The sequence below is a fragment of the Lutibaculum baratangense AMV1 genome, assembly GCF_000496075.1.
GTDB classification, from domain to species: Bacteria; Pseudomonadota; Alphaproteobacteria; order Rhizobiales; family Tepidamorphaceae; genus Lutibaculum; species Lutibaculum baratangense.
The window spans coordinates 1-12,364 of record NZ_AWXZ01000035.1 but is presented as its reverse complement, the minus strand read 5'-3'; the positions used below and the strand labels follow the sequence as shown (position 1 = coordinate 12,364).

The window sequence follows — 12,364 nt, the reverse complement described above, 5'->3', positions numbered from 1 at the left end:
AGCGTGAGGGTGTCGGCCGCGGGCTCCGCCGGGGCGGCGCCGGGGACGAGACAGGCGGCCAGAAGCAGGCAGACGAGCGTCGCGAGGAAGCGGCCGCGCATGCGCCGCGCCACCAGTCTCCGGAACATCCGGCCCGCGATGCCAACCATCCCGCGCAAGCCTACTCCGCCGCCTCGCCCCTGCCCTTGCCGTATCGACCCTCGATATAGTCCCAGACGAGCTTCTTGAAGTCGTCGGCGATCGCCGGCCCGCGCAGCGTCAGGGCCTTCTTGCCGTCGATGAAGACGGGCGCGGCGGGGCTTTCGCCCGTGCCGGGCAGCGAGATGCCGATATCGGCATGCTTCGATTCCCCCGGCCCGTTCACGATGCAGCCCATCACCGCGACGTTCAGCCCCTCGATGCCGGGGTATTTCTCGCGCCACACCGGCATCTCGGTGCGGATGAACTCCTGGATGTCCTGCGCCAGTTCCTGGAAGACGGTCGACGTCGTGCGGCCGCAGCCGGGACAGGCGGCGACGACCGGCACGAACTGCCGCAAGCCCATCGTCTGGAGCAGTTCCTGCGCGACCTGCACCTCCTTCGTTCGGTCGCCGCCGGGCTCGGGCGTCAGCGAGATGCGGATCGTGTCGCCGATCCCCTCCTGCAGCACGATGGCGAGCGCGGCCGACGAGGCGACGATGCCCTTCGAGCCCATGCCGGCCTCGGTGAGGCCGAGATGGAGCGCGAGATCCGACCGCCTCGCGAGCATGCGGTAGACGGAGACGAGGTCCTGCACCTGGCTCACCTTGGCCGACAGGATGATCCTGTCCTTGCCGAGCCCGATCTCCTGCGCCCGCTCGGCCGAGAGGAGTGCCGACTGGACGATCGCCTCGTGGGTGACGGCGCGGGCCGAGAGGGGCGAGCCTTGCGCCGCGTTCTCGTCCATCAGCTTCGTCAGGAGCTCCTGGTCGAGCGAGCCCCAGTTCACGCCGATTCGCACCGCCTTGTCGTGCTTCAGCGCGAGCTCGATCAGCGTGCCGAACTGACGGTCGCGCTTCTCGCGGAAGCCCACGTTGCCGGGGTTGATGCGGTACTTCGCCAGCGCCTCGGCACAGGCCGGATGATCGGTCAGCAGCTTGTGGCCGATATAGTGGAAGTCGCCGACGAGCGGCACGTCGACGCCCCTGATCATCAGCCGGTCACGGATATAAGGCACGGCGGCGGCGGCCTCGTCTCGGTCGACCGTGATGCGCACGATCTCCGAACCGGCGCGGGCGAGCGCGATCACCTGCTCGACGGTCTTCTCGATGTCGGCGGTGTCGGTGTTCGTCATCGACTGGACGACGACCGGCGCGTCCCCGCCGACTTTGACGCCCCCGACGGGCACGGCGTGGCTGAAGCGGCGCGGGCGGGGCCCGTGTTCCTCGGTCGGCGTCATGGGAGTTCGCACGGTCCTCTCGTTCGGCGGGCGGCCGGGGTCAGGCGTCGCGGCAGTTGCCGCACAGTCCCTCGATCTCGATCACGCTCGATTCGGCCTCGAATCTATGCCTCTCGCAGACGCGGGCAACCGGCTGCGACAGCTCGTCGGCCGCGACTTCGGCGACGACGCCGCAGCGGCGGCAGATGAGGAAGGCGGCGGTTCCGTGCTCCTGGGTGCCGGTCATGCAGGCGACGAAGGCGTTCCGGCTCTCGATCCGGTGGGCGAGCCCCTGCGACACCAGGAAGTCGAGCGCGCGGTACACCGTCACCGGCGCGGGCCGCTGGCCGCCTTCCGCGAGCGCGTCGACGATCTCGTAGGCGCCGACGGGCTGGTGGCCCCGCGCGAGCACGTCGAGGACCTTCGCGCGGCTGTCGGTCAGCCGGGCGCCCCGGCTGCGGCACAGCCGGTCGGCGCGCTTCAAGACGTCCGCCGCGCAGGCGCGATGGTCGTGGTCGGGCTTCGGAAATCCGGTCATTCGTCCCGCTCGGCGTGGCGGCAGCGCCGCCTGTGGGTGGTCGGTCGAGAGAACCTAATATAAGCGTGCGCTGCGGCGAAATCATAACGCCCGCACCGCGTGCCCGTATTGCGGCGCCAGGCGGCCGGCGCCATTCTCCCGGCAGACCTACCGGCTCCCCACCTTCCCGCCAGATCCAGGAGAAGCGACGATGTCCCTTCACGGCAAGACCGCCCTCGTCACCGGCTCGACGAGCGGCATCGGCCTCGCCATCGCGCGCCGGCTCGCGCAGGCGGGCGCGGACGTGTTCCTGAACGGGGTCGGCGACGAGGCGCAGAACCGGGCGCTCGCCCGGGATCTCGGCTCCGAGTTCGGCGTCAGGAGCGAGTTCTCCCCCGCCGACATGTCGCGGCCGGACGAGATCGAGGCGATGTGCCGGCAGGCTCTCGACGCCTTCGGCCGGATCGACATCCTCGTCAACAATGCCGGCATCCAGCATGTCGCCGCGGTCGAGGAGTTCCCGCCGGAGAAATGGGACCAGATCCTCGCGATCAACCTGTCCTCGTCGTTCCACACGATCCGCCACCTCCTGCCCGGCATGAAGGCGGCCGGCTGGGGCCGCATCGTCAACACGGCGAGCGCCCACGCGCTCTTCGCCTCGCCCTACAAGTCCGCCTATGTCGCGGCCAAGCACGGCATCGCCGGGCTGACGAAGACGGTGGCGCTCGAGGTCGCGCAGATGCACATCACCGTGAACGCGATCGCGCCAGGCTATGTCTGGACGCCGCTCGTCGAGCGCCAGGTGCCCGACACCGCCAGGGCGCGCGGCATCACCGAGGAGGAGGTAAAGCGCGACGTGATCCTCGCGGCGCAGCCGACGAAGGAGTTCGTCACCGTCGAGCAGGTCGCCTCGCTCGCCCACTACCTCTGCTCCGACGACGCGAAGTCGATCACCGGCACGGTCATCTCGATGGATGGCGGCTGGTCGGCGCAGTGACCGGCCCGGTGGACGACGGCGCGCTTGCACCTAAGTCACCGAGCGGCACCCGATCGGAGACATCGTCCTCATGGCCAAGCTTGAAGTTACCGTCGCCGACATCACCACGCTCGAGGTCGACGCGATCGTGAACGCCGCGAACGCCTCGCTCCTCGGCGGCGGCGGTGTCGACGGCGCGATCCACCGGGCGGCCGGCCCGGGCCTTCTCGAGGAGTGCCGGGCGATCGGCGGCTGCCCGACCGGCGAGGTTCGGGTCACGGGCGGCCACGGGCTGAAGGCGCGGCACGTCATCCACGCCGTCGGACCCGTCTGGCACGGCGGCGACAGGGACGAGGAGCGGCTCCTCGCCTCCTGCTACGTTCAGGCGCTGAAGGCGGCCGAGGAGATCGCGGCACGCTCCATCGCCTTCCCGGCGATCTCGACCGGGATCTACGGCTTCCCGGCGGCGCGCGCGGCGGGCATCGCCGTGGAGACGGTGCACGAGGCGCACGGCGCCCTCACGAGCGTGGAGCAGGTGATCTTCTGCTGCTTCTCCGACGAGGCGGCGCGCTATCACCGGAAGGCGATCGAGCTCGTGAGAGCCGGCTGAGGCGGCTACGCGAGCCGCCTGGCGTGGAGGTCGGGCGGCAGCCCTGCCCGGCGCCGCTCCAGCGCGCCGGCCTCCATCAGGCCGCTCAGCGTGTCGGTCCGCTCGACGACGGACGCCGCGTTGACCGCCGCGTCGGCGATCGCGTCCTCCGCGTCGGCTCCCGCGGCGAGACGCGCGCCGAGCGTCGCGACGAAGGCATCGCCCGCCCCCGCCGTCCCCGCCGGCACGACCGGCACCGTCGGCATGTGGTAGAGCCGCCCCTCGACGCTCAGATAGGCGCCCTCGGTGCCGTCCGTCACCGCGACGTTCCTGACGCCCCGCTCGTGCAGCGCGTCGCAATATTCGGCGAGCCCCATGTCGAAGCCCGGCGTGACGAGCCCGCGCCTGGCGAGCGCCGGCCAGTCGGCCTGCGGGGACCGCGGCTTCTTGCCCCCGTTCGCCAGCGCCGGCACGAGGCTTTCCGCCTCGACGCGGTTGAGGTTCAAAAGGTCGATCCCGGCGAGCGAGGCGAGGAAGCTCTCGCGCCGCGAGGTGAGCTGCCGGATGCCGGGATTGGCCGACACGAACGCGCCCCCCGCCTTCGCCCGCTCGACCACGGCCGGAAACTGGTCGGCCGAGCGGTTGGAGAGCCCCGAGACGTGGACGAGGTCGAGCCCCTCGAACTTCTTGGCCGCCACGTCCTCGTCCTCGATCAGCGTGTTCGCGCCGCGGAAGGTGAAGGCGGTGGCGTTGCGGTCGTGCGACGCGATCATCACGGTGATGCCCGTCGCCGCCTTGTCGGTCACGACGACGTTGCGCCCGTCGATACCGTGCGCCGCCAGCACCTCCCGGATGACGTTCGCGTTCGGGTCGCGGCCGATCTTCACGACCGGCGCCACCTCGTAGCCGAGGCGACGCAAACAGACGCCCGCGTTAACCGCGCCGCCGCCCGGATGGATCTGGATCGACTCCGCCTCGATCTTGCGCCCCTGCTCGAGGAGCAGGAAGGAGGCGAAGGCGTTCGACATCGTCACCCGCTCGATGTCGTGGTTGGCGACGACCGTGATGATGTCGACGGTGGCGGATCCCACGGTGGCTGCGCGCATGCCCTGTCCTTCGTCTGCCTTCAGCGTCTTCGCGCGGACACTATCGGCCGTGGGGCCTTAATTTCCAGTTCGAGGTGCCGGAAGCGGAACCCGCGCGTCAGGCGGCGAGGTCCCGCGCGAGCTCGTGGGCGGCATGCAGGTCGGCGACGAAGGCGTCGTACTCGCGCCGCTTCGCCGCCTCGTCCGGCAGGCGCAGGAGGAAGGACGGGTGCACCGTCACGAAGCCCTGCCGCTCCTTGCCGTCGAGCCCGACATAGCCCATCGGCCCGCGCACCTTCGTGACGGAGACGGTCTTGCCCGCGAGCGCCAGAGCGGCGGTGGCGCCGAGCGCGATCGTCAGCCGCGGGTGTACGAGGTCGAGCTCCTTCATCAGCCACCAGCGATAGTGCTTCACCTCGCCGGCCGTCGGCTTCTTGTGGATCCGCCGCTTGCCGCGCTGCTCGAACTTGAAGTGCTTCACCGCATTGGTCACGTAGGCCTCGGCGCGCGGGATGCCGGCATCGTCCAGCGCGCGCGTCAGGAGCTTGCCGGCCGGCCCGACGAAGGGCCTGCCCTCGATGTCCTCCTGGTCGCCCGGTTGCTCGCCCACGAAGGCGAGCTCCGAGCCGATCCGGCCCTCGCCCAGCACGGCCCGCGTCGCCCCCGGCACGAGCGGCTCGCTCGCCAGGATGATGCGATTGAGGTCTTCCAGCGTCTTCGGTTCCTGATCGGTCATGGCTCTCAACGCCCTCGTCGGTGGCCGCTTGCGCGGCTCGGCAGGCTGCGCGGCGACCATCGCGGCCACGCGCTGCGGCGCCGCCGCCAGCATGGAAGGAATGAGCGAGGTCTCCGGCATGTTTCGCCAGTACTTCTTCGGCATCTCGTTCAGCATCGCGCGGGTGTTCGCCCGGGCGGGGTTGAAGGTGCTGGCATAGTAGGTTGCCCAGCCCTCCTCGAAGCCGTCGACATCCGGCGCGTCCTCCGGCCGGCCGCCGGGCCCGACGATCAGGCGCTCGCCATTCCAGTGGGCGCTGGCCTCGGGCGTGTGGATCGACCAGTCGAAGCCGGAGAAGCGGTCGCGGAAGAAGGGTGCCGCGGCCTCCAGAATATGGTGCTCCGGCTCGAACCAGGCGACGAAGCGCTCGCGCTCGCCGACCCTCTCCGCCTCGCGGAAGCGCAGGAAGGCGTGCATCTTGTGGATGTCGCGCCGCACGCCCTTCGCCATTCGCTCGAGCCGGTGCACGAGCGGGTCGCTTCCCACCTCGAGAAGCCGCCGCTCGCCATGCGTCACCCGCCAGACGAGCCGATAGATGAGCGCGTAGCGCTCGGGATCGGCGTGGCACACGACGAGGCGGACGAGATCTGCGACGGCGCGCGGCAGGCTGAGCGTCGGCGCCTCCTCCTCTGACGCAGGTGCTCCGAACAGGCCGGCCTCCTCGCCCGCCTCGAAGACCGCCTCGTCGGGCGGCACGCCCTCCGCCACGAGTCCCCTGACGGAGTGGCGGAAGCCGTCGAGGTCCGCCCCCGGCGAAAGCCGCACCCGCCGCATCAGGCAAACAGCTCCATCTGTGTCGGCTGGGGCACGAGCCGCGCCTTGAGGTCGGCGCGGTCGAGGAGCCGCGTCGGCCTGTGGTCCGGCACGACCAGGAAGGGCCGCGCCCGCTTCAGCCCCGGCGTCAGCCGCGCCAGATCGTCGAGCCGCAGCGTGGCGTGCCGGCGCGCGCGAATGATCTTGTCGACGGCCCGCGTGCCGAGGCCCGGCACGCGCAGCAGCATCTCCCGGTCGGCCCGGTTGACGTCGACGGGGAAGCGCTCCCGGTGTTTGAGAGCCCAGGCGAGCTTCGGGTCGATCGAGAGGTCGAGCATGCCGCCCTCGCCGCCCGCGACGATCTCCTCGACCGCGAAGCCGTAGTAGCGAAAAAGCCAGTCCGCCTGGTAGAGCCGGTTCTCGCGCCGGAGCGGCGGCGCCTTCAGCGGCAGGACGGCGCTCGCCTCGGGGATCGGGCTGAAGGCCGAGTAGTAGACGCGCTTCAGGCGAAAGCCGTCATAGAGCGAGGCGCTCGTCTTAAGCACGTCGGCGTCGCGCGTGTCGTCGGCGCCGACGATCATCTGCGTCGACTGCCCCGCCGGCGAGAAGCGCCGCTTCTCTTCCTTCGCCTCGTCGATCCGCTCGCGCATCTGGCCCATCGCGCCGCGAATGGTGGCGGCGTTCTTCTCCGGCGCCAGCATCTTCAGCGATCCCGGCGTCGGCAGCTCAACGTTGATCGACAGGCGGTCTGCCCAGATGCCCGCCTGCTCGACGAGCCACGGGCTCGCCTCGGGGATCGTCTTCAGGTGGATGTAGCCGCGAAAGCCGTGCTCGCGCCTCAGCTTCTTCGCGACCTCGATCAGGAGCTCCATCGTGTGGTCTGGCGTCCTGACGATGCCGGACGACAGGAACAGCCCTTCGATGTAGTTGCGCTTGTAGAAATTGACCGTCAGCGAGACGACCTCGTCGACCGTAAAGCGCGCCCGCTCGACATTCGAGGAGCGCCGGTTCACGCAATAGGCGCAGTCGTAGAGGCAGTAGTTCGTCAGCAGGATCTTCAGAAGCGACACGCAGCGCCCGTCGGGGGTATAGGCGTGGCAGATCCCCGCTCCCGTCGTCGAGCCGAGGCCGCCCTTCTCCGCCTTGCGCTTCGGCGCCCCCGAAGAGGCGCAGGATGCGTCGTATTTCGCCGCGTCCGCCAGGACGCGCAGCTTGCGCGCGAGCTTCTCGTCCAAGTCGGCCTCGCCCTTCTGTTCTTTATTCGTTCTATAGATAGAGCAGGCGGAGGCGGCGGGAAAGTGGCGGGCCGGCAACTACGCGTTCGGCACGTTCTCCTCGAGCTCCTTGAGCCAGGCCCTCGCATTGCCGTCCGATGGCGCCCGCCAGTCGCCGCGCGGCGAGAGCGAGCCGCCGGCGGCGACCTTCGGCCCGTTCGGCATCGCCGAGCGCTTGAACTGGGCGAAGCCGAAATAGCGCTCGAGGAAGACCTTGAGCCAGCGCTTGATGGTCGCGAGGTCGTACGCGTTGCGGCGCTCCTGCGGGAAGCCCGGTGGCCATTCGCCCACATCCGTGTCGGCCCAGGCGTGGCGCGCGAGGAAGGCGATCTTCGACGGCTTGAAGCCGTAGCGCAGCGTGTAGAACAGGTTGAAGTCCTGGAGCTCGTAGGGCCCGATCTTCGCCTCCGTCGACTGTGGCTTCTCGCCTTCCTCCACCGGCACGAGCTCCGGCGAGATCTCCATCGAGAGCACCGCCTCGAGGGTCCGGCCGACCTGCTCGTCGAACTGGCCGGAGGAGACGACCCAGCGGATGAGATGCTGGATGAGGGTCTTCGGGACGCCGGCGTTGACGTTGTAGTGGGCCATCTGGTCGCCCACGCCGTAGGTGCACCAGCCGAGCGCGAGCTCGGAGAGGTCGCCCGTGCCGAGCACGAGGCCGCGGTGGTGGTTCGCGAGCCGGAAGAGATAATCGGTCCTGAGGCCCGCCTGCACGTTCTCGAAGGTCGTGTCGTAGACCTCCTCGCCCCGCGCGAAGGGATGCTCGAGGTCGGCGAGCATCTGCCGCGCCGCCGGCCGGATGTCGAGCTCGTGCGCGCTCACGCCGAGCGTCTCCATCAGCCGGTGCGCATTCGCCTTCGTCTCGCCGCTCGTCGCGAAGCCCGGCATCGTGTAGGCGAGGATGTTCGTGCGCGGCAGGCCGAGACGATCGAAGGCCTTCGCCGCGACGATCAGCGCGTGCGTCGAATCGAGCCCGCCCGACACGCCGATCACGATGCGCTCGCTGCCGATCGCCCGCATGCGCTGCTCGAGGCCCGAGACCTGGATGTTGTAGGCCTCGTAGCAGTCGAGCGCGAGCCGCTCCGGATCGGCGGGGACGAAGGGGAAGCGATCGATCTCGCGCGCGAGCCCGAGGTCCTCGCCCGGCGGCTCGACGGAGAACTCCACCCGCCGGAAGGACAGTGCGTCGACGCCGTAGCGGCGGCGGCAGTCGTCGAACGTGCCCATCCGCGCGCGCTCCTGGCGCAGGAGGTCGATATCGACATCGGCCACCGCCAGCCGGTCGCCGTCGGGAAAGCGGTCGGTGCAGGTCAGGAGCGTGCCGTTCTCGATGATGTCTGCCTGGCCGTCCCAGGCGACGTCCGTCGTCGATTCCCCCATGCCGGCCGCGGCGTAGAGATAGGCCGACAGGCAGCGCACCGACTGTGACGCGCAGAGCATGCGCCGCGTCTCGGCCTTGCCGATCGTGATGTTCGAGGCGGAGAGGTTGGCGATCACCGTCGCGCCCGCCATCGCGGCGAAGGAGGACGGCGGCACCGGCGCCCAGAAATCCTCGCAGATCTCCAGATGCAGCTCGAGCCCCCGCACGTCGTCCGCCGCGAAGATGAGGTCGGGGCCGAAGGGGGCGTGCTGCCCGGCAACCAGGATCTCCTCGCCCTCCGTCCCGTCGCCCGAGGCGAAATGGCGCTTCTCGTAGAACTCCCGGTAGTTCGGGAGGAAGATCTTCGGCACGACGCCGAGGATGGCGCCCCGATGGATCGCCACCGCGCAGTTGTAGATCCGCGAGCCGTGGCGCAGCGGCGCGCCCACCACGATCATCGGCATGAGCTCGACCGATTCCTCCGCGATCGCCGCGATCGCGGTCTCGACCCCGTAGAGGAGCGTGTCCTGCAGATGCAGGTCCTCGATCGAATAGGCCGAGATGCAGAGCTCGGGGAAGGTGACGAGCGCCGCGCTGCGCTCGTGCGCCTGGCGGGCGAGCCCGACGACCGTCGCGGCGTTGCGGTCGGGGTCGGCGAGCGCCGAGCGCATCGTCGCCACCGCGACGCGCGCGAAGCCGTGACGGTAGAGGGAATGGAACGGCAGGTCGTTCATCGTGTCGCCCCCGGCGGGTGGTCTGGGTTGCTGCGATCCTGAGCCTAACGCGCGAGCGGCCGATGAGGTCGCCCCTCTCCGGCAGCCCTCAGATGCGCACGAAGCGCGACTGCTTCGTCAACTCGTCGAGCGCGTGCAGCTCCGTCAGCAGCGGCCCCACCCACTCGAGCGGCAGCATGTTCGGCCCGTCCGAGGGCGCTGCGTCCGGGTTGTCGTGCGCCTCGAAGAAGAGGCCCGCCACGCCCACCGCCACCGCGGCGCGCGCGAGGATCGGCGCGAAGCGGCGGTCGCCCCCGGACGAGCCGCCCAGGCCGCCGGGCTGCTGCACGGAATGGGTGGCGTCGAAGACGACGGGGTAGCCCGTCCTCGCCATCTCCGGCAGGCCGCGGAAATCGGTGACGAGTGTGTTGTAGCCGAAGCTCGCGCCGCGCTCGCAGAGCGTGATCTGGTCGTTGCCGGATTCGGCGATCTTCGCGGCGACGTTCTTCATGTCCCAGGGCGCGAGGAACTGGCCCTTCTTCACGTTGATCGGCTTGCCAGTCTCCGCGGCGGCGATCAGCAGGTCCGTCTGCCGGCAGAGGAAGGCGGGGATCTGGATCATGTCCAGCACCTCGCCGGCCGCCCGCGCCTGCTCCTCGGTGTGGATGTCGGAGAGGATCGGCACGCCGAGCTCGGCGCGGATGTCGGCGAGGATCCGCAGGCCCTCCTCGATGCCGACGCCTCGCCTGCCCGACAAAGACGAGCGGTTCGCCTTGTCGTAGGAGGCCTTGAAGATGAAGGGCGTGCCGGTCTCCGCCGCGATCGCCTTCAGGCGCTCGGCGATCCGCATCGCGTGGTCGCGGCTCTCGATCTGGCAGGGCCCGCAGATCAGCGAGAAAGGGGCGTCGTTCGAGAAGACGACCTCGCCTCCCGGTCCCGTGACTGACACGCGCTTCTGCTCGCTCATCGCGTTCGCTCCGGCAGGGCGCCGCACGAGGCGGCGCGGCATGAAGGGGTGGCGCGTCCCCGCGCTTCGGGGCTATGCGAGGGAACGCCGCACCGCTCTTTGCGGGCAACGACGCGCAAAGGTCAACACGGGGCCGTCGGAGCCCTTGAGGAAACGAGATGGTCTCCTTCACCCGAGACTTCGAGCCGCGCTACGGCGAGGCCGTCGAAATCGTGCCGGGCGTGCGCCGGATCACCGCCCGCAACCCCGGCCCCTTCACCTTCCGCGGCACGAACACCTATCTCGTCGGCACGCACGAGGTCGTGATGATCGATCCGGGCCCGCTCCTCGACGAGCACCTGGCGGCGATCGACCGAGCCCTCGGCGGCGCGCGCGTCGAGGCCGTCGCCGTGACTCACCGCCACCTGGACCACACGGCAGCCGTCTCGACCGTCGCGGCGGCCCACGACGCGCCGGTCGCGGCCTTCCCCGTCGAGGCGGCCCGGCCGGCGGATGCCGAGCCTGTGAACAGCGTCGATGCTGCCCGCGACCGGGGTCTCGCCGTCGACCTCCCCTTGCGCGACGGGACAGTCCTCAGTGCGGGCGAAGCCTCTTTGGCCGCACTGCACACGCCGGGCCACGCCTCCGACCATCTCTGCCTCGCGCTTCAGGACACCGGCATTCTCTTCTCGGCCGACCACGTGATGGGCTGGTCGACGACCGTCGTCGCCCCGCCGGACGGCCGGATGCGGGACTACATGACCTCCCTCGAGCGCCTCATAGGCCGCGACGAGACGCTCTATCTGCCCGGTCACGGAAATGTGATCGAAGAGCCGCTCCGCCTCGTGCGGGGCCTCCACGCCCATCGGCGGCAGCGCGAGGCCGGCATCCTCGGCCGCCTCGCGGCGGGTGACCGCACGATCTCCGACATCGTCGCCAAGCTCTACCAGGGCATCGACCCGGGCCTGCACAACGCCGCTGCGCTTTCGGTCCAGGCCCATCTCGAAGATCTCGTGGAACGCGGTCTCGTCGACATGGCGACGTCCTCGGGTCGACCTGCGGAGTTTCACCCGATCTGATCTATCGCGCCGAAAATCGGGTTCTTGTTCGCCTATACAAGTATTCTTTCGTATTTGGCACCATAGGCAGATAGTTTGGCGCGAACCCGCCATTCCGCCACAGTTTGTCGAGGATCGGGTCCGCGGCTGGCGGTCGATTCACCCGTTTTTATAGATCCCCCTCGTATCGTCCCCGGCAATCGGACGGGCAGAATTCTCTCACGACGAAATTTGTTCTTCCGGTTTTGAAACCCGCGAAATAAGCGGCCTCACGGTGTGAAGGGACCCCTACGTGAAGAATTTGAGCATCTCGGTGAAGCTGATGGTCGCGTTTGCGGTCATCGTTCTCACCTTCGTCGGCTCGAGCCTTGTCGTCGCCAACAACGTCTGGACGGTGGCCGAGCTCAGCCGGCAGAACGAGACCAGCACGACCCTCAGCCTCCTCGCCGAGGAGATGCTGACGGACATGGTCGAGCAGCAGAACGCGGCGCGCGGCTACATGTCCACGGGAGCCGCCGAGTTCGCCGAGCGCTATGACGCGGAAAAGCCGGCGTTCAACGAGGCCGCTTCTGCGTTCCGCGAAGAGACGACCCAGCCGGAGCAGCGGGAGCGGATCGACAGGCTGGTCGCCGCCGCGGGAGCCTTCACCGCGCTGCAGGATCGGCAGATCGCGCTCTACAAGAATCCCGCGACGCGCGATCAGGCGCAGGCGATGATGCTGACGACCCGCCTGACGGAGTTTCGCGAGATCCACCGGGAGCTCATGGACGCCCAGCTCGCCCTGAAGAGCGAGCGCTCGGCCGGCCAGCAGGCCGCGATCGACAGCTCCGAGATCGCGCTCGTGGCGGGCGGTCTCATCGCCGTGCTCGCCGCGATCGGCTTCGGCTATCTCCTGAGCCACCTGATCGCCAGACCTGTCAAG

At 69.4% G+C, this 12,364-nt stretch carries 11 protein-coding genes; 4 read left to right on the top strand and 7 right to left on the bottom strand.

What is annotated here, in order from left to right; genetic code table 11:
- Positions 1–160: 160 nt before the first annotated feature.
- Both ispG and N177_RS11985 read right to left on the bottom strand, forming a co-directional pair.
- Positions 161–1,417 carry a flavodoxin-dependent (E)-4-hydroxy-3-methylbut-2-enyl-diphosphate synthase gene (ispG, locus tag N177_RS11990; RefSeq protein ID WP_040485702.1) on the bottom strand — a complete coding sequence of 419 codons (1,257 nt, stop codon included), beginning with the start codon at positions 1,415–1,417 and terminating at the stop codon, positions 161–163.
- Between the two features lie 40 nt (positions 1,418–1,457).
- Positions 1,458–1,934, bottom strand: coding sequence for a Fur family transcriptional regulator (locus N177_RS11985; protein WP_023432599.1), 477 nt, complete (start codon positions 1,932–1,934; stop codon positions 1,458–1,460).
- 190 nt (positions 1,935–2,124) lie between these two features.
- On the opposite strand from N177_RS11985, the gene N177_RS11980 reads away from it, so the two are divergent.
- The gene (locus tag N177_RS11980) at positions 2,125–2,910 is read left to right on the top strand and encodes a 3-hydroxybutyrate dehydrogenase (RefSeq protein WP_023432598.1); all 786 of its coding nucleotides are present in this window, start codon (positions 2,125–2,127) and stop codon (positions 2,908–2,910) included.
- 70 nt (positions 2,911–2,980) lie between these two features.
- Positions 2,981–3,499 carry an O-acetyl-ADP-ribose deacetylase gene (locus N177_RS11975; protein WP_023432597.1) on the top strand — a complete coding sequence of 173 codons (519 nt, stop codon included), beginning with the start codon at positions 2,981–2,983 and terminating at the stop codon, positions 3,497–3,499.
- A gap of 5 nt (positions 3,500–3,504) precedes the next feature.
- Here the strand turns inward: N177_RS11975 and N177_RS11970 are convergent, their stop codons facing one another.
- The 5 genes from N177_RS11970 to kdsA all read right to left on the bottom strand — a co-directional run bounded on the left by N177_RS11970 (position 3,505) and on the right by kdsA (position 10,405).
- Positions 3,505–4,584, bottom strand: a complete 1,080-nt coding sequence (locus N177_RS11970; RefSeq protein ID WP_023432596.1) for a carbohydrate kinase family protein — start codon at positions 4,582–4,584, stop codon at positions 3,505–3,507.
- Between the two features lie 97 nt (positions 4,585–4,681).
- Positions 4,682–6,112: a UdgX family uracil-DNA binding protein gene (locus N177_RS11965; protein WP_023432595.1), complete on the bottom strand. Its 1,431-nt coding sequence runs from the start codon at positions 6,110–6,112 to the stop codon at positions 4,682–4,684.
- A complete protein-coding gene (locus tag N177_RS11960; protein WP_023432594.1) occupies positions 6,112–7,326 on the bottom strand; it encodes a putative DNA modification/repair radical SAM protein in 1,215 nt (404 codons plus the stop codon). The genes N177_RS11965 and N177_RS11960 overlap by 1 nt, the downstream gene beginning before the upstream one ends.
- A 78-nt stretch (positions 7,327–7,404) precedes the next feature.
- Positions 7,405–9,459 (bottom strand): NAD(+) synthase, encoded by a 2,055-nt coding sequence (locus N177_RS11955; RefSeq protein WP_023432593.1) that lies wholly within the window; start codon positions 9,457–9,459, stop codon positions 7,405–7,407.
- Positions 9,460–9,547: 88 nt separating this feature from the next.
- Positions 9,548–10,405 (bottom strand): 3-deoxy-8-phosphooctulonate synthase, encoded by an 858-nt coding sequence (kdsA, locus tag N177_RS11950; protein ID WP_040485722.1) that lies wholly within the window; start codon positions 10,403–10,405, stop codon positions 9,548–9,550.
- Positions 10,406–10,563: 158 nt separating this feature from the next.
- Between kdsA and N177_RS11945 the strand changes: the two genes are divergently transcribed.
- Entirely contained in the window at positions 10,564–11,463 is a 900-nt protein-coding gene (locus tag N177_RS11945) for an MBL fold metallo-hydrolase (protein WP_023432591.1), read from the top strand.
- A gap of 271 nt (positions 11,464–11,734) precedes the next feature.
- The coding region (locus tag N177_RS11940; protein ID WP_040485701.1) for a CHASE3 domain-containing protein at positions 11,735–12,364 on the top strand (630 nt) is incomplete at its 3' end.